The organism is Sorangium sp. So ce296 (assembly GCF_051529605.1).
GTDB lineage: Bacteria > Myxococcota_A > Polyangia > Polyangiales > Polyangiaceae > Sorangium > Sorangium cellulosum_D.
In genome coordinates this window covers 12,026,831-12,052,137 of sequence record NZ_CP150325.1, presented here as the reverse complement: position 1 = coordinate 12,052,137, position 25,307 = coordinate 12,026,831, and the positions used below count along the sequence as shown (strand labels likewise).

Annotated in this window: 20 protein-coding genes; 12 read left to right on the top strand and 8 right to left on the bottom strand. The window is 70.9% G+C overall.

Translation table 11 applies throughout. From position 1 onward, the window contains the following. Positions 1-559 precede the first annotated feature (559 nt). From WME98_RS44465 to WME98_RS44450, 4 genes are all read left to right on the top strand, one after another. Entirely contained in the window at positions 560-709 is a 150-nt protein-coding gene (locus WME98_RS44465) for a hypothetical protein (protein WP_437947677.1), read from the top strand. An 882-nt stretch (positions 710-1,591) separates the two neighbouring features. After that, the gene (locus WME98_RS44460) at positions 1,592-3,367 is read left to right on the top strand and encodes a rhamnogalacturonan lyase (protein ID WP_437947676.1); all 1,776 of its coding nucleotides are present in this window, start codon (positions 1,592-1,594) and stop codon (positions 3,365-3,367) included. A gap of 193 nt (positions 3,368-3,560) precedes the next feature. Next, a complete protein-coding gene (locus WME98_RS44455; protein ID WP_437947675.1) occupies positions 3,561-3,956 on the top strand; it encodes a cupin domain-containing protein in 396 nt (131 codons plus the stop codon). 187 nt (positions 3,957-4,143) lie between these two features. Continuing rightward, on the top strand, positions 4,144-4,617 hold the full coding sequence (locus WME98_RS44450; protein WP_437947674.1) for a DinB family protein: 474 nt from the start codon (positions 4,144-4,146) through the stop codon (positions 4,615-4,617). Here the strand turns inward: WME98_RS44450 and WME98_RS44445 are convergent. Beyond that, a complete protein-coding gene (locus WME98_RS44445) occupies positions 4,595-5,335 on the bottom strand; it encodes a helix-turn-helix domain-containing protein (protein WP_437947673.1) in 741 nt (246 codons plus the stop codon). The two genes, WME98_RS44450 and WME98_RS44445, sit on opposite strands and share 23 nt — an antisense overlap. 224 nt (positions 5,336-5,559) lie before the next feature. Here WME98_RS44445 and WME98_RS44440 point away from each other — a divergent pair, with 224 nt between their 5' ends. After that, entirely contained in the window at positions 5,560-6,018 is a 459-nt protein-coding gene (locus WME98_RS44440) for a hypothetical protein (protein WP_437947672.1), read from the top strand. An 8-nt stretch (positions 6,019-6,026) separates the two neighbouring features. Here the strand turns inward: WME98_RS44440 and gspC are convergent, their stop codons facing one another. Then, a complete protein-coding gene (gene gspC / locus WME98_RS44435; RefSeq protein WP_437947671.1) occupies positions 6,027-6,962 on the bottom strand; it encodes a type II secretion system protein GspC in 936 nt (311 codons plus the stop codon). A gap of 195 nt (positions 6,963-7,157) precedes the next feature. Between gspC and WME98_RS44430 the strand changes: the two genes are divergently transcribed. From WME98_RS44430 to WME98_RS44420, 3 genes are read left to right on the top strand one after another with little or no spacing between them, the layout of a single operon-like run. Beyond that, positions 7,158-7,475: a hypothetical protein gene (locus WME98_RS44430; protein WP_437947670.1), complete on the top strand. Its 318-nt coding sequence runs from the start codon at positions 7,158-7,160 to the stop codon at positions 7,473-7,475. A gap of 37 nt (positions 7,476-7,512) precedes the next feature. Beyond that, on the top strand, positions 7,513-9,030 hold the full coding sequence (locus WME98_RS44425; protein WP_061629297.1) for a sensor histidine kinase: 1,518 nt from the start codon (positions 7,513-7,515) through the stop codon (positions 9,028-9,030). Continuing rightward, a complete protein-coding gene (locus tag WME98_RS44420; RefSeq protein WP_437338574.1) occupies positions 9,027-10,400 on the top strand; it encodes a sigma-54-dependent transcriptional regulator in 1,374 nt (457 codons plus the stop codon). The genes WME98_RS44425 and WME98_RS44420 overlap by 4 nt, the downstream gene beginning before the upstream one ends. Before the next feature lie 36 nt (positions 10,401-10,436). Here the strand turns inward: WME98_RS44420 and WME98_RS44415 are convergent, their stop codons facing one another. Next, positions 10,437-11,972, bottom strand: coding sequence for a hypothetical protein (locus tag WME98_RS44415; RefSeq protein ID WP_437947669.1), 1,536 nt, complete (start codon positions 11,970-11,972; stop codon positions 10,437-10,439). Positions 11,973-12,716: 744 nt separating this feature from the next. Here WME98_RS44415 and WME98_RS44410 point away from each other — a divergent pair. Continuing rightward, a complete protein-coding gene (locus WME98_RS44410) occupies positions 12,717-15,110 on the top strand; it encodes a HEAT repeat domain-containing protein (protein ID WP_437947668.1) in 2,394 nt (797 codons plus the stop codon). A 79-nt stretch (positions 15,111-15,189) separates the two neighbouring features. Here WME98_RS44410 and WME98_RS44405 read toward each other — a convergent pair whose 3' ends face one another. Further along, positions 15,190-15,765, bottom strand: a complete 576-nt coding sequence (locus tag WME98_RS44405) for a hypothetical protein (protein ID WP_437947667.1) — start codon at positions 15,763-15,765, stop codon at positions 15,190-15,192. A 704-nt stretch (positions 15,766-16,469) separates the two neighbouring features. On the opposite strand from WME98_RS44405, the gene WME98_RS44400 reads away from it, so the two are divergent. From WME98_RS44400 to WME98_RS44390, 3 genes are all read left to right on the top strand, one after another. Further along, positions 16,470-17,945, top strand: a complete 1,476-nt coding sequence (locus tag WME98_RS44400) for an ATP-binding protein (protein WP_437947666.1) — start codon at positions 16,470-16,472, stop codon at positions 17,943-17,945. Between the two features lie 77 nt (positions 17,946-18,022). After that, positions 18,023-19,960, top strand: coding sequence for a TrkH family potassium uptake protein (locus WME98_RS44395; protein ID WP_437947665.1), 1,938 nt, complete (start codon positions 18,023-18,025; stop codon positions 19,958-19,960). A gap of 383 nt (positions 19,961-20,343) precedes the next feature. Continuing rightward, positions 20,344-21,537, top strand: a complete 1,194-nt coding sequence (locus tag WME98_RS44390) for a PAS domain-containing protein (protein ID WP_437947664.1) — start codon at positions 20,344-20,346, stop codon at positions 21,535-21,537. 49 nt (positions 21,538-21,586) lie between these two features. On the opposite strand, the gene WME98_RS44385 is transcribed toward WME98_RS44390, so the two are convergent. The 4 genes from WME98_RS44385 to WME98_RS44370 form a co-directional block, all read right to left on the bottom strand. After that, the gene (locus tag WME98_RS44385; RefSeq protein ID WP_437947663.1) at positions 21,587-21,793 is read right to left on the bottom strand and encodes a hypothetical protein; all 207 of its coding nucleotides are present in this window, start codon (positions 21,791-21,793) and stop codon (positions 21,587-21,589) included. Positions 21,794-22,076: 283 nt separating this feature from the next. Next, positions 22,077-22,403, bottom strand: a complete 327-nt coding sequence (locus tag WME98_RS44380) for a DUF6968 family protein (RefSeq protein ID WP_437947662.1) — start codon at positions 22,401-22,403, stop codon at positions 22,077-22,079. A 542-nt stretch (positions 22,404-22,945) separates the two neighbouring features. After that, positions 22,946-23,491 (bottom strand): hypothetical protein, encoded by a 546-nt coding sequence (locus tag WME98_RS44375; RefSeq protein ID WP_437947661.1) that lies wholly within the window; start codon positions 23,489-23,491, stop codon positions 22,946-22,948. Between the two features lie 262 nt (positions 23,492-23,753). Beyond that, complete coding sequence (locus WME98_RS44370) at positions 23,754-24,941, bottom strand: HNH endonuclease family protein (protein ID WP_437947660.1); 1,188 nt, start codon at positions 24,939-24,941, stop codon at positions 23,754-23,756. Between the last annotated feature and the right edge of the window lie 366 nt (positions 24,942-25,307).

Genomic DNA, 25,307 nt, shown 5'->3' with positions numbered 1-25,307 from the left:
CCTGGCATCGAATTCCGCTTCGTGTTCGAGACGCCCATCGTCTCGTCTGGAGATCCAGCACCAGCAAATGACGAGCCATCGCGCCGCGAGGCACGGGTGTCGAGCTCGCGACGAACAGGGGATGGCGCGGAATGCGATCTCGCGACGACCGAGCGGGCACGAGGCGGCAGCGCTCTCCAGCGCTCGGTCTGGTCAGTCCCCTGCCCTGACCCATCCGCAGGCTGACCTCGTGCCGCCGTCGCACGAGCCCGGCGCCGGCCGGCGAGAAGAAATCGTCGTCGGGCCGATGATCCTCGGCGGCTCGAGGGGTCGAAGTGACAGAGGTCGCGGCGGACCGTCCCGCCGCGCCCCGAGGAGCGTGAGCCATGGCGATCTTGACGATGACGACGTTCGTGACGCTCGACGGCGTGATGCAGGCCCCCGGCGGGCCGGGCGAAGACCCGAGCGGGGGCTTCGCCTACGAGGGCTGGGTGCGGCCCCACTTCGACGACGACCTGGGCGCCTTCATGGTCGACGTGTTCAAGCGCGCCGATGCGTTCTTGCGCTCACGTTCCCGGTCGTGCTCGGCGCTGGAAAGCGCCTCTTCGAGCGCGTCGCGCCCACGGCCTTCGAGCTACGGGCCACGCGCGCGACCGGGCGGGGCGTCGTGCTCAACACCTATCGGCGCGCGGGCGAGCCGACGTTCGGCTCGTTCCTGCTCGACGATTGAGCCGCCCCGCGCGACGCGCGGCAGCGTTCGCTCCCTTCTTCTTCTCCGTCACCAGGGACGAGCTTGGGCAACGCTGTACCAGCCCTGCGATAGACCGCTCGATGAGCGCGCCTGGCGGCGCAGGCGCGGCGGCAGCGCCGGCTAACCGAAGAGGGCGCAGGATAGCTCACCGGATCGGCGACCGACACGCTCCCGGACCGGAGCCGCAGGGGCCCCAGCGGCCGGACGTGGCGCACCTGCGAAGACCCCGGCGCTCTCAACAGATCGAGGACCGTTCGGGGCACGTCCCGCTGGTCGAGGATCTCCCCGGTCTCGGGATGCGGGCGCAAGAACGTCACGGCGCGTCGAGCCTACCATCCCGCCCGACCACAACAAAATTCCACTCCTGCGGCTCCTCCGGGATGCGCCATCAAAAAAAGTTGAGTGGACGCCTCCGAGTGGTGACCGAAAGCCAGCACCTCATCCCACAACCACGTCGAGCTCTGGAAACGGTGATCTCGGACGTTCCGTAGCGGCCGCTCAGCGGGCCCTCGATCTCGGAGTGATCCGCGACCAGCTCACGCGCGCCACGTCCGGCAGCGCCGGCGCCGGCGTTCGTCTCGTTTTCGATTGGCTTGAAAGGCGAGTACTACAATGAGAGCTATTGCTTATGGGACCATGGCCCTGGTCGTGGCGGGAGCCCTGGGTGCGTGCGGCGGGTCCGAGTCGGGCGATGACGGCTCCGGCGGCGCTCCGAATGCAGGCAGCGCGTCCGGGCAGACATCCAGCGGCGCGTCCGGGCAGACATCCAGCGGCGCCGCGGGGCAGTCGTCCAGCGGCGCCGCGGGCGGCGGAGACCCCGGCACGGGCGGCACCGACAGCCCAGGCGAGTCCATCTGCGGCGTGACGCCGGCCGCCGCGACCGGCCACGTCGCGCTGGAGAACCTGTGCCGTGGCGTGGTGGCCGTGCGCTCGGGCGAAGGCAACTTCATCAGCTGGCGGTTGATGGGCTACGAGGATCCCGAGATCGGGTTCAACGTCTACCGCGACGGCGCCAAGGTGAACGACGCTCCCATCACCGACTCGACCAACTATTTCGACTCGGGAGCCCCCGGAGACGCGAAGTACACCGTCCGCGCCGTGATCGATGACGCCGAGCAGGGCGACTCGGCCAACACGCGCGGCGGGGACCCGGGCACACCCACGTGGGCGCGAAACTATCTGACCATCCCGCTCAAGACGCCCGACAATTATCAAGCCGGCGACGCCTCTCCCGGCGATCTCGACGGCGACGGCGACTACGAGCTCGTGGTCAAAGAGCAGAACAACCCGCGCGATCCGTCGCAAGACGGCCGCACCGGCCAGCCCAAGCTCGCGGCCTACGACACCGACGGCACCTTCCTGTGGCGCATCGACCTGGGCATCAACATCCGCGAGAGCGAGCACACCACGCCCTTCGTCGTGTACGACCTCGACGGCGATGGTCGCGCCGAGATCGCCGTCAAGACCGCGCCCGGCACACGCGATGGGAAGGGAGCGTTCCTGCACACCGGTCCCGCCGCCGACGATGACGACGCGCGAGACTACCGCAACGGGGCGGGCAAGATCTTGAGCGGACCGGAATACCTCACGGTCTTCAGCGGCGTCGACGGCGCGGAGCTCGCGACCATCCAGTACCACGCCCCCATCACGAGCGGCAGCTTCGGCGACAACAACGGCAACCGCTCGGATCGCTACAACGCCACGCTGGCCTTCCTCGATGACTCGGGCCAGCCGAGCGTCGTCATGCAGCGGGGCTACTACGCCCGAACGACGTTCGGAGCATACAATTACCGCGAAGGCCGGCTGAGCCTGGTGTGGAGCTTCGATTCGTCCGCGAACGGCAACGGCGCCTTCGCCGGCAAGGGCGTACACAGCGTCATGGCGGCGGACACGGACGGCGATTTGAGGCAGGAGATCATCCCTGGCGCCGCGACGATAGGCCCCGACGGCAAGGGCAAGTGCGCCGTCGACTTCTATGGACACGGCGACGCGATTCACGTCGCCGACCTGGTCCCCTCACGCCCCGGGCTCGAGGTGTTTCAGCCAACCGAAGCGGACGGCGTGCCCTCCTACTTCGTGCGAGATGCGGACACCTGCGAGGTCCTGTGGCGCGGCCCGAACAGCGACGGCGAGGGACCGGGCCGCGGCGCGGCCGACGACATTTCGCCCGACAACCCCGGAGGTGAGGCCTGGACCAACACCGCAGGCCTGTTCAGCGCGGAGAGCGGTCGCAACATCGGCTCCCGTCCCCGCCAGGTGAACTTCCTGATCTGGTGGGACGGCGACGAGAGCCGCGAGCTGCTCGACGGCAACACCGTCACGAACTTCGACGGCGAAGGCAGGGGCTTCACCGCGAGCGGCTGCACCTCTATCAACGGCAGCAAGTCGGTGCCGACGCTCAGCGCGGACCTGTTCGGCGACTGGCGCGAGGAGGTCGTCTTCCTGTGCGGCGACAGCCTGCGCATCTACACCACCGATCAGATCACCAGACGCCGCATCTATACGCTGATGCACGATCCGCAGTACCGTGCCAACGTGTCGGCCCAGAACGCTACTTACAACCAGCCGCCGCACACCAGCTTCCATATCGGCGACGGCATGAGGGAGCCCCCCAGACCCGACATCACGGTGCGGTGACGCCGGCGCGCCGTCGTGCGCCCGCTCACGGCGCCGCCGCCGCGCGGGGCCGGAGCGACGGGCTGGAGCGCGCCAGCGAGCAGGCCATGGGCATCCCGACCCTGACGACGCGCGCCAGGGCTCCGTGGAGGGCGCCGGCATGCTCGGAAAAAATCTACAATCACCGGCGCGCGCGACGGCTCATGGTGGGCGCATGACCCGACACGACAGCCACGCTTTTCATCTCTCCGACACCTATCTGCAGCTCCTCGACGGCGGCGCCGCGAAGCCGATCCCTGTGGACGCCGAGTTCTGGGCGAAGATCGGCGAGCGCGAGGAGCTGCACGCCGGCCGCATGGTGGGCCTCTTCCACATGGACAAGAGCCCCGATCACCGCGAGGTCCACCCCCGTGGCGACGAGGTCCTGATCCTGCTCTCCGGGGCGGTCGACGTCGTGCTGGAAGACGAGCTCGGCGAGCGCGTGATCGAGCTGCGCGATCAGGGCGCGTGCATCGTCCCCCGCGGCGTCTGGCACGGGCAGATCGTGCGCGCGCCGAGCGTGATGATCTTCATCACGCCCGGCGAGGGTACCCAGCACCGCGCGAGCTGATCCCACGCGATGACCGGCGGGGGGCCCCCGCAGCGCCTGCGGGGGGTGTTGGCCGAGGGGCTGCCGGCTCGCGACGTCGCCCGCGAGCTCGGCCCGACGCGGCGCCGAGACCGCCGTTGCGTTCAAGCGCGCAGCCCGCTCGCTGCCCACGCTCGGACGCATGAACCGTCCGATCCAGCCACTCCAAATGCTCGTCGCTCACGCCGCGTGGGCCAACCGACAGCTCTTCGCCGCCCTTCGCGACGTCGATGCCTTCGGATCGCAGAAGGGCGCAGACCTCATCGTGCGCGTTCTCGACCACATCCACGTCGTCAGCCGCATCTTCCAGGCCCACCTCCAGGGCGTATCCCACGGCTACGAGTCCACGCAGAGCGCGGTCCTTCCTGCGCTCGAGGAGCTCGATCGCGGATCCGAGGCCATCGACCGCTGGTATGTGGATACCGCGGCGTCGCTCGGACCAGAGGAGCTCTCACGACCTCGCGATGTGCGCTTCACCGACGGAAAGGTCGTGCCGATGACCGCCGCCACGATGATCCTCCACGTGGTCACACACACGACCCATCACCGCGGAAACGTGGACGCCATCATGTACCAGTGCGGGATGCCGCGCCGGAGGGACGGATTCCCCGAGTTCCTCGTCAGTCGAGCGTCCGCCACGTGATCGAGCTCAGCCCCTGCGTCGGCGTCATGCCGAACTGCTCCCGGAAGACGCGGCTCAGGTGGGCGCTGTCCGCGAACCCGGCGGCGGCCGCGGCGGCGCTCAGGCTCGCTCCCCCCTCCACCGCGGCGATGGCGCGGCGCAGGCGCTTCCACCGCAGGTACGCCCGCATCGGGAGCCCGACGTCGCGCGCGAAGGCGTGACGCATCTGCCGCGGCGAGAGCCCGGCCTCGTGCGAGAGGCGCGCGAGGTCGACCGGGTCGGGGCCGTCGAGGTAGGCGCACATCCGGCGCGCCGCCGGGTGTCGCGGCTCCGGCGGCTGACGCAGGTCGACGGCGGAGAGGATCGAGGCCATGAGGCCGCGCGCCATCTCCGGCGTGGGATCGCGGGGGACGCTCACGTCGATCGCGTCGCGGCCCCACGTCGCGCACCGGGGCTCGGCGTCACGAGAGAGCGCTCGGCTCGCCACGTCGTCCCCGTCGAGGAACAGCATCGCAGCGTGCGCGCACGCGCCGTGTCGATGGGGCATGCGTGGGGGAATGACGGCGGCGCCGACGTGAAGGCGCCCGCCGGCGCCGTCCTCGATGCACAGCCCCTGCGGCGCGATGACGACCTGGGCCGCGTGATGCGCGTGGCGCCTCGTGGCGACGAGGGGGCCCACGTAGAGCATCCGCGTCTCCGAGGCGAACACCGTACCGTTCAACCTCGCCGGCGTGCTCAACGGTGGCTGGCTCCCTCGGGGGATGTCGACATCCGCGGGCTCATCAGCTCGTCCATCCTAGCTCAGGCGCTCTGGGGGGCGAGGGGCTTCCAGGGCGGCCGCGAAGCGGACGCCGGGGTGCGGAGCGGGGCGGAGCCCCGAGGAGACGCGGCGAGGTCCAGAGCCGGGCGTCCGCCGCGGAAATCGGTTTGATCTCAAACAATGAGCGAGCTAAGAATCCGGTCATGAGCCTGTCCTTCTCTGGACCCAGGGGGTGGATCGAGCAGCGCTGGATCGTGTACGCGCTCCTGCGGGACAGCATCCAGCACCACCTCGAAGACGGGTGTCCGAGCGAGGAGTTCGCGGCGATCCACGGAGCGGCCGGGGCCCTCGGCGGGCAGCGCGTGGTGCTCCCGGCGCAAAAGCTCCACGACGAGCTCCGGCGGGCGCGGGCCGCGCTCGCGGGGCGCCCGCTCGACGCGCTGGCGATCAGCGGCCGGACCCGCGCGGTCCTCAGCCTGCGCTGGCCGCCGCCGGCGGAGCGCGAGACGATGCTCGTCAAGGACTGGGGCGACTCCGTGCCGCTGCTCGGTGCGCCGTCCGGCGACCGCCTCGACGACGTGTTCGGCCACCTGCTCGACGGCCTCCTGCGCATCACGGAGGGAGCCTCCGCGTCGGATCACGTCGAGGTCATGGACCTGTAAGCGCAAGCTCACCGGATCCGGAGGTCGATCGTCATGTCCTTTCCGCCCCGCTGGACGGCGATCGCGAGGTTGTCCGCCGAGCGCAGCCGGGCATAGGCCTGGAGGGCGCTCTGCGGGTCCGTCAGATCGAAGCCGTTGATCGACCGGAGGGTGTCCCCCTTGCGCAGGCCGACCGCGGTCAAGAGCGAGCCGGCCCCGACGCGCGAGAGGCGGACGCCGATCACCCGCTCTCCCTCGCGGACGGGGACAATCCGCGCAGAGCGCATGAGCTCGCCTTGCTTCTCCAGGACGAGATCGATCGCCGTCCGGTCGACGATGAACTCGGTGTCGCTCACCTTCCGGATCTTCGACGCGATCTCCGGCGGGAGCGCGCCGCGCTTCGGCGGCTTCGGCGCGGCGCGGGGCGCGGGCGGCGCCGGCGCGCGCCGGTTGTCGCCGATGCGGACCTGGCAGCGCGCCCCCGGCTCGGCCAGCCACACGCGGTCCCAGCCGATCGCGAGCACCGAGCGGCCCTCGACCGCGTCGCCCGCCCGGCGGAGGAGCGGCTCCCCTCGCCCCACCGCGATCGTGGCGAACGACCAGGTGGGATCCTCCGAGGCGGCGATGAGCAGCACGCGCGCGTCCTCGCAGGTCGGATCCAGCAGCGGATCGCCGAACGCCGCGGGGTCCTCGTCCGCCTCCTCGCGCGCGGGCCTCGGCGTGAGGGGCCCAGTCCTCGAGTCGAACGGGTTCCGCGCGAGGATCGCCGCCGCGCTGGTCGCGTGATCGCTGGGCGCGAGGACGGGCGGCGGCGGCGGCGGCTCCGGCCGAGCCGCGGGCAGCCCGGAGAGCCACGCTTCCTCGACGAGGTACGAGATCCCGGAGGCCTGCTGGTACGCAGCCGTCATGATCATCCCGCCGAGGAGCGCCGGGAAAGCTCGCTTGATGAGGACTTCCGGGATCAACGTCGTCTTCCAGATCGGGTGTCCGCGCGAGCGCCGGCGCCCCCGCGACCCGAGGGCGGCCACGGATGGAGCGCGGGCGCCCGCGCGGGTGTTGCTTGCACGCCTTGCGCGCCGCGACCCTCGCGCGAGCGCAGCCTGCCCGTGGTGGAGCAGCATCCGTGCCCACGTGGCTTGGGAGTTGCTGCCCGCAGGCGCATGACGACAAGGACAGGCTCCGCACCGCGCCCCCGCCCCATCGCGCTCCTCACCGCGATCGCCGCGATCGCCGCACCTCTGGCCGCGGGATGCGCGCCGGACCCGCAGAACGCGCCCTGTTCCAGAGATGCCGAGTGCCGGCGCCGCGACGAGGATCTCAGGTACTGCATCAGCGCGACATGCGTGGAGTGCCTCTCCAGCGCGATCTGCGGCGCAGGGAACGAGTGCGTCGACGGGCGCTGCGTGCTCCGGTGCCGGGACGCGCGCGACTGCCGATCCGACCAGCTCTGCCGCGACGGCACGTGCGAGGACCGGTGACGTGCGACATCGTGTCGCATCTGGGACAATGGATCGCATGAACGCGCGAAGCCGAGAGGGGCGGACCACCATGGGGCTGACGCTCCAGCTGTGGCTCATGCTCCTCGTGCCGATCGTCCTGGCCGTCGCGCTCTACGGGGCGGTCATCCACACGACGCGGCACCAGTTCCTCCGCAGCCAGGCGGCCGCCGAGCTGCGCCACCACGCGAGCCTCGTCGAGGCGGCGATCGGCGGCGCCGTCGAGCGGGGCCAGGTCGAGCTGCTCAAGCACCGCATCGAGCGGCTCGCGCAGGCCGACCGCATCCTCGGGATCGCGGCGTTCGACGCGGCCGGGGGCCCGATCCTCGTGACCGATCCGATCGCCGGCGAGGCGGCGGAGCTCGCGGCGCTGGCGCGGAGGGCGCTCTCGACGGGCGCCGAGATCGAGGAGGAGCGCACGCTCGGCGGGGCGCCGGCGCTCGTGCGCACCGTCACGTTCTCGCAGCGCGGGCTGTCCGTGGTCGCCGTGGTCGTCCGGGAGCTCCGCTACCTGGACGCGTTCGCGCGCAGCTCGAACCGCGGGCTGGCGCTCGCCGGGGCCGCGCTCCTCGCGGCGACGGCGCTGATCGCCGCGTTCGCGAGCCGGGCGACGGTCGGGCGGCCGGCCGGCGCGATCGTGGCGGGCGTCGAGCGGGTGGCGCGCGGCGAGCTCGGGGTGACGGTGCCCGAGGGGGGCGCCGAGGAGCTCCGGCGGCTCGCGCGGGCGTTCAACGCGATGACCGCCTCGCTCGCCGAGGCGCGCGCCCACCTGGAGCAGGAGCAGGCCGCCCGGGCCGCCGTCGAGCGCAAGCTCCAGCAGGCGCACGCGCTGTCGGCCGTCGGGCAGGTGGTCGCCTCGATCGGCCACGAGATCGGCTCGCCCCTCAACGTCATCCTGGCGCGCGCGCGCCGCCTCGCCGACCAGCCCGGCTGGCCCGACGCCGCCCGCGGCGAGCTCGAGACGATCGCCACGCAGTCCGAGCGCATCTCCCGCGTGGTGGCGCGGCTGCTCTCCATCGCCCGCCCGCCGCGGACCCTCGGCCGCGGCAGCGACGTGGCCCAGGTCGCGCGCGAGGTGCTCGCGTTCCTCGGGCCGGAGTGCCGGCAGCGCGGGATCACGACGCGGATCGACCACGACGAGGCGCCGCTCCACGTGGCGCTCGACGCGGATCACCTGTTCCAGGTGCTGTTCAACCTGTGCCTGAACGCGGCGCAGGCGCAGCCGAACGGCGGCGAGATCGCGGTGCGCCTCGCGCAGGCCGACGGCCGCAAGGCGTCGTTCGAGGTCGAGGATCGCGGCCCGGGCGTCCCGCCGGGCGTCGCCGCGCGCATCTTCGAGGCGTTCTTCACGTCGCGGGGCGACGGGGGCGGCACCGGGCTCGGCCTGGCGATCGTCGAGGGGATCGTGCGCGACGCGGGCGGCTCGGTCGAGCTCGTCCGCACCGGCCGCGGCGGCGCCTGCTTCCGCGTCACCCTGCCGCGCGGCGCCGCCGCGCCGCTCGCCGCGCGCGGCGTGGGCGTGGAGGCGCGCGCGTGAGCCCGCGCGCGCGGGTGCTCGTCGTCGACGACGAGCTCGAGATGGTGAAGCTCGTGGCCGACATCGCCCGCGACATGGGCCACGAGCCGACGACGCTGACCGCGCCGCTGCTCGCGCTGCCGCTCCTCGAGGAGCGGGAGTTCGACCTCGTCGTGACCGACGTGCGCATGCCCGAGATGGACGGGATCGAGCTCATCGAGCAGATCGCGCGCTTCGACCCGCGGGCGGCGATCATCGCCATGACGGCGTTCGGCTCGATCGACACCGCGGTCCGCGCCATGCGCGCCGGCGCGTTCGACTACCTGCCGAAGCCGTTCCAGCCGGCGGACATGGCGCTCCGGATGGAGCGGGCGCTCGGGCAGCGCGCGATGACGGTCGAGCTGACCGAGCTGCGCTCGGAGGTGGCGCACCGGTTCTCGATCGCCGGCATGATCGGCCGCAGCCGGGCGATCGAGGAGGTGATCGCGCTCGTGCGGCGCGTCGCGGACAACCCGGCGACGGTGCTCGTGAGCGGCCCGAGCGGGAGCGGCAAGGAGCTCGTGGCGCGCGCGCTCCACGGCGAGAGCCGGCGCCGCGGGCGGAAGTTCGTGGCGGTCAACTGCGCGGCGATCCCCGAGGCGCTCATCGAGGCGGAGCTGTTCGGGGTGCGCAAGGGCGCGTACACGGACGCGCGCAGCGATCGGCCCGGGATGTTCCAGGAGGCCGACGGCGGGACGCTCTTCCTCGACGAGGTGAGCGAGCTCGCGCTGCCGCTCCAGGCGAAGCTCCTGCGCGCGCTCCAGGAGCGGGAGGTCCGCCCGGTCGGCTCGGTGTCGTCGGAGCCGGTCGACGTGCGCGTCATCGCGGCGACGAACCGCGATCTGCGCGCGGCGGTCGCCGAGCGCGCCTTCCGCGAGGATCTCTTCTACCGGCTCGCGGTGATCGAGATCGCGATCCCGCCGCTCAAGCACCGGACGGACGACATCGTGCCGCTGGCCGAGCACTTCCTGGCGCGCGCGGCCGCGAACGCGGGCAAGCCGATCGCGGGGTTCTCGGGCGCGGCGCTGAAGCGCCTGCTCGCGTACGACTGGCCCGGCAACGTCCGCGAGCTGGAGAACGCGATCGAGCGGGCGGCGGCGCTCTGCGACGGCGGGCGGATCTCCCCGGACGACCTCCCCGAGGGCGTGCGCGCGCGGCGAGGCGCGCCGGATTTCCTGGAGGCCGCGGCGGATCGGCTGATGACGCTCGACGAGCTCCAGCGCGAGTACGCGCAGATCGTCCTCAGGCGCGCGGGCGGCAAGAAGCAGCGGGCGGCGGCGCTGCTCGGCGTCGACCGGCGGACGCTGCAGCGCTGGTTCGGTGGGGGGAGCGAGGGCGAGGAGGGGGCGTGAGGGAGCGCCCGCCACCGCGCGCCCGCCGTGGCGTGATCAGATCGCGGGAACCACGGTGATCTCGCCGGTCGTGTACAGGGCGGAGGTGTCCCAGGCGAGCCCCGGGGCGAGCGGCAGGTCGATGTTCATGGCAGCGAACGTCCCCGCGAGGTCGCCGCCCCAGCCGAGCAGCACGATGGAGTCCCCGGCCTGGAATGGCACGGAGCTGTCGGCCGGCACGACCTCCAGCGCCCCGTCGAGGAGGAGGTCCCCGTCCACCTGGAGGAGCGGCGACGGGCTCGAACCCCCGACGGTGATGCGCAGGGTGGATCCCGGCCCCTGGCTGTAGCTGCCGACGATGGCCGTCGAAGCGTGCTCCTCCCCGACCGCGAGCTCGCCGGCTTGCAAGTTGTCGAGATCGCCCACGAAGCTGCCGATCGCGAGGCGCCCGCCGGCGAAGTCGAAGTCGCCCTCCTCGACCTCCATGGCGCCCGCGACGAGGTCGCCGTCCGCGAGGCGCACGGAGGGCCCCACGTAGGGATAGGTGCTGACCACCGGCGCGGCTCGGAGGAGGCCGCCGATGCTCACGAAAGCGTCCTTGTCGACCAGGAGCGACGGAGACGCATTGCCCTTGGCGAAGATGGTGACGTCGCCGCTGTTGAGCCATGACGCATAGACGTCGTTCACCCTGATGAAGCCCCCGCCGAGCTCGGAATGGATCTCTGTATCTTCCGTCACGAGGGTCCCGTACGCCCCGACGGTGAGCTCGCCATATCCACTCGCCGCCCCCACGCGAAGGAGCCCCTGGTTGGTCCACGTACCACCCCAACCGCGCACGCTGACCTTGCTCCTCATGAGAATATCCCTGTGACCGATCCTGGCATTGTTCGTGAAGACCTGGCCCCGGTCGATGTCCAGCGTGCCCGGGCTGTTCACGCCCACAGCGAATTCTCCCGTGCTCACCCACCTCGTCGCGGAGCCGGTCACGGTGACGTGGCCATTGCAGCTCGTGCAGCCCGACGCGCCGCTGCCGCCGCCGATGTAGACATTGTTCGAGAAGAAGGCCCCCCCTTTCTTGAGCTCGACACGACCTTTCGCCCTGAGGCCGACGTACGTGTTCGCTCGGCTCGTCACGGTGGCGTCATACCCTTCGACGACCATGCGGCCATAGTTCTCGGAGGACCGACGACCCACCACGAGATCATCGGTGAGCACCTCGGCGCCGTCCCGGACGACGAGCAGCCCATCGCAAAGGTGGCCGTCGACGCAGATCTCGATGGCCCCGCTGTTGGTCCACGTCGATCCGTACCCGCTGATCTGAACCGTACCGATGAAATCCTTGGCTATCCATGCGTTCGCACTGATCAGCTGCCCGCCGTTCACGACGATCAGCCCCCCGCTACCGGCGGTCGGCTCCCAGGGGTTGCTCGCGCCGCCAACGATGAGCGTGCTCGACCCCAGATCCCACGGATCACTCGGGTTTCCGGGCGACACATCCCCCGTGACGGTCACGCCTGCATAAGCTGCCCCTGCCACGCTCAGCGACGCAGCCACGAGCACGGCGGATAGAGCGAATCGTACGTGCTGTTCCATGGTTCGTACCCCTCCAAAGAAGATTCAGTTCCCATGAGAGACCACGGCCAGCGTGATGCGCCCGCAATGCAGGAGCGACACGCGAACGTGATCTCCCATGGTGGTCTAAATAGGAGACTCGGCCAACTATTGCAACACCATTTCTTAAGTGATCGCGATTTCTCCATCGGCCGAGATCTCGGCCCGGCCGTTACGGTCCGGTTCGCGGCGATCAGGCCGTGAGGCCCCGCGGCTTCCATCACCGCGGGCGCTGCAGACCCGACCTCACGCGATACGGCATGGCGCAGCGCCCATGAGAGCCCACGGCCAGCGTCATGCTGCCGCAATGCAGGAACGACACGCGAACGTGATCATCCCATGCTGATCTCATTATGGGATTCGGGCACCTATTGCAACACCATTTCTTAAGCGATCGCGATTTCTCCATCGACCGCCAACTCGGCCCTGCATTACGGTCCGGTTCGCGGCGATCAGGCCGTGAGCCCGCCGCGGCCCCGTCGGCGCGGGCGCCGCAGGTCCGACTCGACGCGACGCGGCATGGCGGCGCGCCGCCGCTGGCTGGTCGCGAGGCAGATCCCTGGCGGGGCTCTGGGTGCGGCGGCTCTACCTGGAGATGATCCCCTGGCCGAGGGGCGACCCCGCGGCGCGCCCGTGCCGCCGCGCGTAGCCCCGTGCGACGCCCATGCTGGCCCGTTGCGGGCCCTGTAACCTCCGGGCGAGGTCTCTGTACGTACGGGCCGAGAGATGCACGACGTCAACGAGACCGAGGGAACGACCCATGAGTTCAAGCTGGTCAGCCTCCTCCACTGGGTCGACACGGCAGAGATCGAGAAATGGCTGGTCTCGCCGGGCGACGAGGTGGCCAAGGACCAGCCCCTCGTCGAGGTGGTGACGGACCTCCTCGGTCTGGCGTTCGGCCCAACGCACATCGGCGCGACGCTCCTCGCGCCGCGGGCGGGGAAGATCCTCCTGACGCGCGGGCAGGAGGGTGAGACCGTCTCGCTCCCCTCCGTGCTGGTCGCCTACGCGGTCGATCGCGGCGAGCCCGCGGCCATCGACGACCGATCGACCGCCGACGACATCGTTGCGATGGTGCGCAGCCTCGCCGAGCTCACCAGGAGGAGGGACGAGGCCGCCGTCGCGGATCGCAAGAACGAGCACATCATCGGGGTCTGCCTGAGCGACCACGATCAGAAGAGGGACGAGCTGCTCCGCCGCTTCGGCAGAGAGGCGCTGGAGCCGCTCCTCAAGCTGCTCACGGAGGAGCCCCTCGGGCACGTCCGCTTCGAGGCGGCCACGTTGATCCGGGAGCTGCGCAGCCACGCGGCCATCCCGGAGCTCGTGCGGGCGCTCGCGGACGCGCGCGACGACGTGCGCGCCACGGCCAGGGACACACTCGGCAGCTTCGATCCGCGGCACGTGCGCGCGGCCCTGCTCCGGGCGCTGGCGGACGGCAGCGCGGCGGTGCGGTGCGCCGCCGTCGCGGCGCTGGCGCGGCTGGGCGACGCGACGATCGTCCACGAGATCGAGCGCCGGCTCGACGACGAGGACGCGGCCGTGCGCCACGCCGCGGCCCTCGCGCTCGTCGAGTTTCACCCGGAGCGCGCGGGCGCCGCGCTCTCGCGCCTGCAAAGCGACCCGGACGAGGCCCACCGGAGCGGTGCGGTCGCGCTCGTCGCGAGGCTCGCCGCCGGGCCGGACGCGCTCGAGCGCCTCGCGCCCTGGGCCGGCGACCCCTCGCCCGCGGTGCGCGGCCAGGTCTACGCCGCGCTGGCCGGCCACGTGCAAAGCACGCGAGGCGAGGCGCTGCTGAAGCCGCTCCTCCGCCACACGGACGCGGGCATCCGCATGGACGCCGCGACGACGCTCGCGTCGATCGGCAGCCCGCTGGCCTCGCGGACGCTTGTCGAGCTGTCGCGAGAGCCCTCGCCCGGCGTGCGCCGGCAGGCCCTGTCCGCGCTGTCCTGGCTGCTCCACCCGGTGCACGCGGCGCACCTCGCGAGCGCCTTGCGCGATCCCGACCCCGGCGTGCGCATCATCGCCGCCTCTGCGCTCGCCCGGTTGCGCGACCCGAAGGTCGCCGCGCACCTCGCGACCGCCGTGCGCGATCCGGATGTCCGCGTGCGGATCGCGGCCCTCGACGGGCTCGCGGATCTCATGCTCTACCGGCGCACGCCGCTCCTCCCGACGCTCGCCGCCGCGCTCGGCGACGAGATCTCGTGGGAGCAGCAGGGGTGCATGAGGCCCCTGCACTCGATGAGCTCTCATGTGCTCGACGCCATCGGCCGGGTGCTCGCCGCCGCCGCGGGAGACGGCGCCGCCGGGAGCACGTCGCCGCGGTCGGACGAGACCCGCGCCCTCCTGCGCGGCGCCCTGATCCGCGCGCTCACGCAGACGCCCTCGGACCCCGTCGAGGCCGCCGCGGGGGTCGCCCGCCTGCTCGCCGATCCGGCGCTCGCCCCTGCGCTCGCCCTCGCGCTCTCGCGCAACGCGCCCTTCCCCGGGCGCAGCCAGCCTCTCTGCGCCGCGCTCGACGCCATCGGCGATGCCGCCGTCGTGCCGCTCGTCGACGCGCTCGTCGGCGCCGATCCGGAGGCGCGCCAGGCGGCCGCGGAGGCGCTGGAGCGGTACGCCGCCGTGGAGGCCGTGGACGCCCTGCTCGCCGCGCTGGGCGACCCTGCGCCCGCGGTCCGGGCGAGCGCGGCGGCCTCCCTCGCCGCGCACGGCGGCGTCAGGGCCGTCGAGCCGCTGACCCGCGCGCTGGGCGACCCGGAGTACGCCGTGTGCTGCAAGGCCGCGCTGGCGCTCGGGAAGGTCGGAGACGGCCGCGCCGTGCGGCCCCTCGTCGACCTCGTCGAGGGGCTCCTTCAGCGCCGCGTCGAGCGCCTGGAAGACCCGGAGTACAACAAGCTGATGAGCGGCGTCCGCGCGCTCGCGTACCTGCGCGATCCGAGCACGCTCGAGCTCATCGCGCGCTCGCTCAGCCACGCCGACTTCCGCGTCCGCCGTGACGGCGCCCGCTCGCTCGGGCACTTCGGCGGACCGGTCGCCCGGGAGCTGCTCCGGTTCGCGCTCCAGGACTGGTCGCCCGAGGTACGGCGCTTCGCGCGGAACGCGCTGGCGTCCATGGGCGCCTGACGAGACATCCACGCTTCGACACGGAGCGGGACGGGGCGCGGAGCGGCGGGCTCGTACGCGCCGGCGGGCGCCCGGGCGGTCAGGAGGGACGGTGGCCCTGAGCGCCGAGGAGGCTGCGGGTGAGCGGCCCCCCGTCGACGAGGAGCTCGTGCAGCGCCTCGACGGTGAGCTGCTGGCGCCGGAACCCGGCGTCGTTCGGGCCGCGCACCAGCAGCGCGAAGCGCTCGTCCTCCCCGTGGCCGAGGAGGTAGATGCCGCCGGCGACGCAGGCGATGACGCGCTCCTCGTCGAGTCGGACGTTGCGGTACTGGACGGGGCCCAGCGAGGGCGGCGCCCCGCCGACCCCGGGTATCGCCGGAGGCGGCGAGACGAGATCGGGGAGGCTCACCCCGCGGAACATATCGCCGCCGGAGACGCCGAGCAGCTCGGCGGTGAACCCGCCGTCGCGGAGGTGGGTCTCGATGGCGAGCTGGAAGTTCGGGTGGTCCGAGGGCGGGAACTCCTCGGCGACGACCGGGAGGGCTCGGGGGTCGGCGCCGAAGTGCGCGCGGAGGCGGCCGAGGAAGAACGGCTCTTGCGCGGCCTGGGCTGCCGCCATGGCGCCCATCAGATCCGTGAGAGATGGGGTGAGGTTTTGGGGCTTGTCGTTGTCCATGATCTCGTCTCCGGCGTGGGGGGGACGATATCACGCGACTCGGTGAGCTCGTTGGAGCTGTCGGTTTTGTCGGCGGAGCCGTGGATTGTATTTTGGACGTTATGATCGCCGCCGGTCGTTCGGAAAGTTTTCGGAAGATTGGAATCGCAATGGGATACTCCGGGAATCGCGCACGCGCACGCGCACGCGCACGAAGGACGAGCACGGAAGACGGAAGACGAGAGACGAGAGACGAGAGACGAGAGACGAGAGACGAGAGACGAGAGACGAGAGACGAGAGACGAGAGACGAGAGACGAGAGACGAGAGACAGGTGGAGGCCGGCGTAGCGGACGGTGCCGCGGGGGGGGCGAAATTCACGAGCCTTCAGGGGGAGAGCTGGGACTCCTGCGCGGCTCGGAAGGGATGATGAGGCCCAGGACGGTTGATGGATATCAAGCCTCGACGGGGCGCAGGCGCCCTGCTCCGGGTCGACGGACCGTCCTTCGTTGCGTGGTCCGCCCCTCCGGAGAGGCGGACCTCCTGGACGAGGTCGAAGCAGGCCTCGTGTCCGGCGGCGATGCGCCGGCGCGACACAGGATGGGTGTGCGAGGCGCGCCACGATCCCGGGCGGCCGGGGCGCCGGGGTCGCCGGTGCGAGCGGGCCCGGCCGCCGGAGGAGCGCGCCGGATTTGCATCGGGCACAAAACCGGATCAATCGAGGACATGGAAACAACTGCGACGCAGCTCCCGCAGGAGCTCCGCCAGCCGAGGCAGCTGAGCCTGAGCACGCTCCTCGCGGCCGCGACATGTCTCCTCACGGGCACGGCGATCGCCGTCGTCGCCGCGCTCTTGGTCGCCTCGACGACGATGCAACAGGCCACCCGGATCCTCGGCGACGCGAGCGAGAGCGTCCGCCTGGCGGACCGGCTGCAGGTCGACCTCTTCCTCGACGCGCACCAGCTCAGCCGCAGGGCCGGGCTCGGCAGCCTCGGGGTGATCGCCGACGACCATGCGTGGGAGCGCGAGCTGAGGGCGGGCCTCGCGGAGGCGCACCGCTACGTGAGCAGCCCGGAAGAGGGCAGCGTCCTCGAGGACGCGCAGCGGCGCGTCGACGCGTACCTCGCCCGGCGCCGCGCCGCCGACGAGGTCAGCCTGCCCCCCTCGCCGTCCGCCGTGGCGCCCGCCGTGGACGCGCTCGACTTCGACGATGCCTTCCGGGCCCTCGATCGCCTGGTCGAGATCAACCTCGAGCAGGCCAGCGCGTCGAAGGAGCTCGTCGCGCGCCTCGGCCAGCGCGCGAGCTCCGCCGGCGTCGCGGCCGTCATCTTCTTCATGGCCGGCGCGTCCCTGGTCCTCCTCAGCGCGCGGCGGCTCGTCTACGGCCCCGTCGTCGCGATCCAGGAGGCCATCGGCCGCTACGGCGCCGGGGATCGCGCCGCGCGCGCGCCGCTCGTCGGGCCGCGCGAGCTCGGCGACATCGCGCGGGCCTTCAACAGCACGGCGGAGTCGCTCGAGCGCCAGCGACAGGCGCAGCTCGCGTTCCTCGGCGGCGTGGCGCACGATCTCAGGAACCCTCTCTCGGCGCTCCGGCTGTCCGTGAGCTTCCTCAACCTCGACGGCCCCCCGCCGGATCCTCGCGTCCAACGGACCATGGCGCTCGTCGGGCGGCAGGTCGATCGCCTCGAGCGCATGGTCGGGGATCTCGTCGATGCGTCGCAGATCGAGGCGTGCGAGCTCGACCTCAAGCTCGAGGAGCGCGACCTGCGCGAGCTCGCGCAGGAGGCGGTGGAGCTCTACCGCCCGGTCTCGCCAGAGCACCCGATCGAGCTCTCGCTCCCCGAGGCGCCGGTGCCCGTCCGCTGCGACGCGACCCGGATCGAGCAGGTGCTGAACAACCTCCTCTCGAACGCGCTCAAGTACTCTCCCGCCGGCGGCCAGGTCGACGTGACGGTCCGCGGCGGCGACGGCCGCGCCGAGATCGCTGTCCGCGATCGGGGGGTCGGGATCCATCCCACCGATCTGCCGCAGCTCTTCGAGCCGTTCCGGCGCCTCAAGGCGTCGGCGGGCGCGATCCCGGGGACGGGCCTCGGGCTCGCCGTGGCGAAGCGCATCGTCGAGGCGCACGGCGGCCGCGTCCTGGTCGAGAGCGAGCCCGGCGCCGGCTCGGTGTTCCGGGTCGAGCTGCCGCGCGCGTCCTGACGGGGCGCGCCGCCGCCGTGGAGGTCGCGTGGACCGCCCGGGACGGCGGCTTGACACCGCCGGTCGCGGCGGCGTGAATGCGGCGCGTGGATCCATCGCCGAGCCCGTCGTCGCGACCGAGCGCGCCGCGCACCGCGCCGTCCGGCGCCCCTGCCCCGCAGCGGCCGACGGTCGCCTCGATGCTCGCGCAGCCCGCGCCGGGGGTCGCCGCGACGGGCGCCGTCTCGATCGCGCCCCGGAGGCGCGCCGCGTGGATGCGGCCGGCCCCCCTGCTGGTCGGCAGCGCCGCCCTCCTCGGGGTCGACCTCGCCCTGGCGATCACGCCGCGGGCCTCGGCCGCGCTGACCGCGGTGGAGACGCTGCTCGTGCCCGCGTGGGTCGCGGCCGTGGTCTCGCTGGAGCGCCTGCGCAGGGCGCTCGCCGGCGCCAGGCTCCAGGCCAGGAAGCCCCGGCTCGCCCTGTTCGTGCTCGCGTTCGTCCTGCTGCTCGCGTGCCTCGGCGAGAAGTGGCTCCTCGTGCTCGGGCGGCCGGCCGGGGATCCGGGGCAGCGGGTCGTCGCGCTCTACCGCACGTACACGGCGCTCGCGTTCTTCGTGGCGCTCGGGGGCATCTTGGGGCGCCGGCCGCTCGAGCGGCTCCTGGCGACGGCCGCGGAGCACCCGGCCCGGCTCATGGTGGTGTCGTTCGGGGTCGCCACGCTGCTCGGCAGCTTCCTGCTCACCTTGCCGCAGTCGCTCCGGGACATCGAGCACGCCTCGTTCATCGACGGCCTGTTCATGTCCGCGAGCGCGGTGTGCGTGACCGGGCTCGCCGTGCACAACGTCGCCGAGACGTACACGCCGTTCGGCCAGGCGGTCCTGCTCCTCTTGATCCAGGTCGGCGGGCTCGGGCTCATGGTGCTGTCGACGTTCTTCGCCATCGTGGCCGGCAGGAAGCTCCGGCTCCGCGACGCGGCGGTGATGGCCGAGATGATCGACGCCGAGTCGTTCGCCCAGCTCCGCCGCAACGTCGCCGCGATCGTCCTGTTCACGCTCGTCATCGAGGCGGTGGGCGCGCTCGCCTTGCTGTTCAGCTTCCTGCCCCACCACCCGATAGCCTCCGGGCCCGTCGCCGGCGAGCCCCTCTCGGGCGCCGGCGATCACCTCTGGGCGGCCGTCTTCCACGCGGTCAGCGCGTTCTGCAACGCGGGCTTCTCCCTCTTCCGGGAGGGGCTCGTCCCGCTGGTCGGCTCGCCCGCGGTGTCCTTCGTGGTGGCGGCGCTCGTGATCCTCGGAGGGCTCGGCTTCCCGGTGCACGACGAGCTGCTGCGCCGGGCGCGGCTGCGGCTCCGGGGCGAGCGCCCGTCGCGGCTGTCGCTGCACAGCCGGGTCGTGCTGATCACGACGGCGGTGCTGCTCGTGGTCGGGGCTGCGGGTTTCTTGTCGCTCGAGTGGCGCCGGTCGATGGGCGGCCTGTCGTGGCCGGTGAAGGTGCTGGCGAGCTTCTTTCAGTCGGCGATGACGCGGACCGCGGGCTTCAACACGGTGGATTACGGGCTCATGGGCCCGGCGACGTGGATGCTCACGTGCATGCTGATGTTCATCGGCGGGGCGCCGGGGTCGACCGCGGGCGGGGTCAAGGTGACCACGGTCGCCGCGCTGTTCGCGACGGTGCGCGCCGAGCTGCGCGGCGACGAGGCGCCGAGCCTCCTCGGCCGGACGCTCCCTGCGGGCACGGTGCGCCGTGCCCTCGGGGTCGCGTTCCTGATGGTGGTGCTCGTCTCGGGGTTCTTGCTCGTGATGCTCGCCCTGGAGCCGCACAACCCGATGGGGCTCGCGCTGGAGACGGTCAGCGCGTTCGCCACGGTCGGGCTGTCGGCGAACATCACGCCGTCGCTGAGCGCGCCGGGGAAGCTGGTCATCACGGTGGCGATGTTCATCGGGCGCATCGGGCCGCTGACCTTGGCCCTGGCGCTGGCGAACCAGGCGAGGGCGCGGAGCTACCGGCTGCCGGAGGAGCGCGTGGGGATCGGGTAAGGGGGGGCGGGGCGGGCGCGATCGGAGCTGGGCTCTCCCCTCTCGACATGGGAATCTCCAGGTCGGCTACCTGGATGAGCGCCGGGATCGAGATCGGATCCACCGGGTGCGCGCCGATCAGGAGCTCGTGCAGGAGAATGTGAGTCATGATGGCGACTTCTGTTCGGCCCGGCGCATCGGCGAGGGTTCCAGAAGCGCTGAGCGCGGTCTGAATTGCACAGGCCGCGCGCAACGTGCGCGGCCTCGCTCTCCTTCCGCATCTCCACCACCGCCGATTCCGCCTGTTCGCGGCATGACAGCGCCGAGGCGGCGCGAGGACCCTTCCCTGATACGCTCCGCTCACGGTAGTTTTCCTTCTCCCGCCTCAAGGAGATGAGCGCCTGATGGAATCTGACTCGAACGCGTTGCTCGGGGAGTTCTTCGCCGGCTGTCCAGACCTGCTCTTCGTCGCGTCGGCCGAGGGGGCGCTGCTGCACGCGAGCGACGCGCTGCGGGAGGTGCTCGGCCCCGCGGCCTTGCAGGGCGCGACGCTCGCGGAGCTCGCTCACCCGGACGATCGCGCGGCGCTCGCGGAGGCCTGGTCGAGGCTGGTCGCTGCGGAGGGTCCCGTCTCCTTCCGCGTTCGCCTGCGCGACGGAAGCGGGGCGCACCGGCCGCTCTCCTGCAACGCGAGGCGGTCGTCGGACCGCGGTGTCGTCTTCGGGACGCTCCGGGCCACGACCGAGGCGACGGAGGAGGAGCTCGAGGCGCTTCGCTCCAAGGCGCGCATGTTCGACGCCATCGTCGAGCACCTGGACGACACCGTGATCTGGGGGCTCGATCGCGATGCGGTGTGCTTCTACCACGAGGGGAAGGGGCTCGCGAACGCTGGGCTGAAGCCCGGGCATCTCGTCGGGGCGAACTGGTTCGAGATCTTCGACGATGAGGCGCGCAAGGCAGGCATCGACCTTCATGCGTGGTTCGACGGGACGACGCACCGCCATCGCGACGAGTTCTTCGGCATCTACTGGGACCTCTGGGCCATTCCGCTGCGCGACGATCGCGGTGAGCCCGGGGCGGGCGTGGTCTGCGTGTCCTTCGATATCACCGAGGCGAAGCGCGCCGAGAAGGAGCTGCGCACGCAGCTCCAGCAGATCGAGGCGCAACAGCGGGTCATCCGCGACCTCTCCACGCCGATCATCGAGGTCTGGGACGGCGTCCTCACGCTCCCGATGGTGGGGACGGTCGACAGCGTTCGCACCGCCGACGTCATGGACAGCCTGCTCTCGAAGATCGTCGAGAAGCAAGCGCGATACGCGATCCTCGATCTCACCGGCGTCGAGGTCGTCGACACGAAGGTCGCGAGCCACATCATCGAGCTCGTCACCGCGATCCGGCTGCTCGGCGCCGAAGGCATCGTCGCCGGCATCAAGCCGAACGTCGCCCAGACGATGGTCGCGCTCGGGCTCGACATGTCGCAGCTCAACACGCAGCGCAACCTCCGCGCCGCGCTCAACCACGCGATCCGGTCCATGACCCGCGCCCAGGCGCCGTCCGTCGCCGCGAGCCCGGCGCCCGCCCAGAAACCGGCGCCCTGAGCCCGCGCGCCCCGCCGGCTGCGCCGCCCCGTCCGCGTGCGGTCGTGGGTCACCACTCCGGCGGATCGAGGGGCGGATCGAGCGTCCCTCCGCCTGCGTGCTCGATCTTGTCTGCCACCATCCTGGCGATGAAGCTCGCGGCGTCTCGAATCGCGTGCACCCAGTCCACCTGCTTCAAGCGCACGCTGTCATCGTGTTTGAACCCGAGCACGTCGACGGCGACGGACCACGTGATCCCATCAGGATCGGGGCGCACGTCGCTGATCCGGAGGGTGATCGTTCGCGGCGAGCTTCCATCTGCTGGCGTAAACTTTGCAATGAGCTCAAGCACCGACGCCCCCAGCAGCCTCGACCACATCCTCTGAGATACAATCAACATTCATTATTGCACCTCACGCAACAGACTTGATTTTTGTCCGCTTGGCACGACCTTCGCAGCAGCTCACGAATCATATTTTTTTGAGGCGTTCCCTGACAACCAAGACTCGTGTCTATCGCAAATCCCACGGCGGAAGCCGGCGCCGCGCTGCAAGTGCGCTTCATGGGGTCGCAGAAGGAGTCCCGAACCCGAGGTCGTCCTCCCCGAGCCATGTCAGCCTGGCGCCAGGTGGGGCGAGAGCAGGCAGGATTTGCGGCACAATCCAGCAACCCGCGAGGAATGCCTGGAGCTCGTCGACGCCATGGAAGTGGCGCGAGTACGGTTCATCCAACCCCTCGATCTCAACCAGCACCCGGAAGTCTCCGCCTGAAACGGGATCGCGCTCTGGCAACCCGATACGAACGATGATGTCGCGAACGTCGCTCGATCCGGCCACGGTCATTTGAAGCGTGCGCACCAGCGATCTGGGAGGCGTATGCGTGCTCATGGGTTAGCCCTTGCACTTCTTGACGCATTCAGCATAGGCATTATTGCACGCCTCCCAACATCTCCGACGAGCCACTTTGTCTTCCTCAGGGAGCTTGCGACATTCCGCTTCGCAAGCCTCTGCTCTTTCTTCGCAGATCTTGCGGCAAGAATTATTCGCCGAGCTCGTCGCCCACTCACAAGAACCACAAGACTGCGCTCCGGAGTCGCTTCCAACCCCATTGATTCTCTCGCACTGCTCCTCGGCCTCGTCCAGCGAGGCGTGCTGGCCCTGGTAGATCGTTGTACAACTGGCTTCGCGTCCTCTGCAAGCGCTCGAACCGGCCCTCCACATGACCGTGCACTCCACGGTTTGCGAGCTGCACAGATCCCAGGAGTCGCCGATGATTTGTGGCTGCCGCGGCACAGCCCCGAATCCGCCGGCCCCTGTCGGGTTGATGATGCCACCCCCGGCCCCGCTCGGTTCGTCACCGGGGACCCAGCACTCGCCCACGTCGTAGTTGCAAGCCACCAGACCGAGAAGCACGGTGGCCAAAGCTCTGTTCATTTGGAATCTCCCCCGAATCTCCAGACAGGCCCAACAGTGACCATCGCTGCCAGATTACCATGAAGCACACGGCTGTTTCCGCCGGCCCAATCCGCATTGGCGCTCAACGACGCCCCTAAAGGCTCGGAGAAGTACCAGTCGGCCTGGGCATGACCGCCCGGAGCAACCCCCACCACCCGGTTGCAGATCGTGGCTCCGCATACCGGCATTGAATAGATCGACAAGGACGGACCCAGGCTGACCTTGCCGGTCCTCCAGGCGTACACGAGCGTGAATGCGGTTCGATCGCAGGCCCCCACGCGTGCCCCTGGAACGACGCTGAACATGTTGTGGACTTCGAGCAGGAGCTCCTTCTCCTGGCGCCAGAGCAAGCCGACGAAAGGGCTCAGCGCCAGCCTGGGACCGGTCCCGATCTGGATCCCGCCCACGCTCACGCCGCCGCTGAGCTCGAAAGCCTTCGCCGATTCCGGAGCGACGACGAGCGCACAGGCACAGCCGCACAAAACGAGCGCGCGCGCTTTCGTCCCCAGCCCGTCCCCCATCTCTACCCCCGACTCGTGCGGTTTCTCCCCACCAGAGAGCGGCGTCAACTGGAATCTAAGCCACAATTATGTCCGTACTGTCGCAACGATTACGGATCGTGGCAAGGCGGGGGTGCGACGTTCCGCCACCCCTACCGTCAGCCGGGATCCGGCACGCCCCGGATGGCGCGGGAAGAAACGCGGCCGAGGCTGGGGGTCCGCGCTGAAGACAGTCACGTCAGGCAAGGACACGCGAACCAAACACCCCGTCGAGGGGCTCAGCTCAGCCCGCCATCGCCGACTCCGCCACCGCGCGCGGCGCGTAGCGCACCCGCCACTCGTACGGGCCGAGACCGGCTAGCTGCGTCGCCTGCACGCAGAACCGGTGGAACGCGGCGGCCGACAGGTTGATCTCCATGTACGCCCCGTTCGTCAGGGTCTTCAGCCGGCTCGACTTGCGGAACGACGAGGCGTCCCGGTTCACGAACTTCGGCAGCTCCGTCGCCACCCGGTCGAACTCCTCGTCCCCAAGGCTCGCGATGGTCTCCATCGTCACCGCCGCCACCTCGACCCACGCCTTGACCGGGTAGCTGCGCCCGCGCACCTGCACCGTCTGCGGGATCGTTCCCGTGACCGGGGACTTGTCCGTCGCGCCGGCCGGCACGTGGACCGGGCCGTAGTAGGGCCACACGGCGAGGGCGCGCTCGGCGAGGGCCTCGGCGCGCTTGTCGATCTCCGCCGCGGTCCAGTGCTCGACCGTGGCGAAGTACTTGTTCAGCTCGAGGTGGCTCTCCGCGTAGAGCTTCTGCTTGTCCGAGAACCGATCGTTGTCGAGCTCCGAGTTGTATCCCGTGAGCGTCAAGTTCCCCAGCGTGTGCAGGAGCTGCTCGTGATCTTCCTCCCACGTCGCCCCGAGCTCCGCCTGCCACTCGTCGGTCAACGACTGCGGCATCACGTGCTCGATGGTGAGCCCGGCCGTGACCACGTGCTCCTTGTGCCAGAACGACGCCTCCAGCCGCTCGAGCAGGAGCTTCGTCTTCTCGCGCCGGTCGCCGGCGCCGTAGAGGCGCGCGGACTCGAGCCGGTCGCGGAAATCTTCGTCCCTCGGGTACCCCTTGCCCGCGAGGATCTTGCGGACGGCCTCGACGAACTTCGGCTCCGCGGACGCCTGCGCGTACAGCGGCGCGAAGATCTTGTTCAGGCCGTGGGTGGGCACCGCGCACACGAACCGGCGGACCAGGAAGCTCGCGAGCGTGTCGAGCAGGTCGATAACGTCGGCCTCCGAGAGGGCACCGCGGTCGTAGTCCCCATAGACGTTCAGCAGGAAGGGATACGCGACAGTGACCTCCAGGCGGTTCAGCCGCATCAGCCGGTCCCGCAACTGGGCGCTCGGCTCGTGCTGCGGCCGGAGCAGGATGGTGTAGTACTGCGAGAACTTGTCGAGGCGCCGGAGGTGATCGAGCGGACCCATCGAGCGATCCTCGTCCACCCGCGCCTTGAGGGCGGAGTACACGTCGGTCTCGCGGACGATCGAGCCCTCGTCGCGTCGAGCGCGCCGCGCTCGCGGAGACGGTTGATCAGCGTGGCCTGGTTGTCCTCGGGCGACGTGTAGAGCCCGAGGCGCGCCGCGGCACGCTGAGCGAGGATCTCGCCGAACTGCCGCAGCTTCACCAGGCAGGTGTTCGGGTCCTCGGTGAAGTAGCGCTCCGCCTGCGTGCCGAGGACGGCAAGGCGCGGGTCGTGGTGGGCGAGGAAGGAGAAGTTGGGCGAGGCGGCAGGGGGCACGGATCGAGCTCGCGCGTTGGTGGGGGGACCGTTCCATGAAACACCAGCTCGG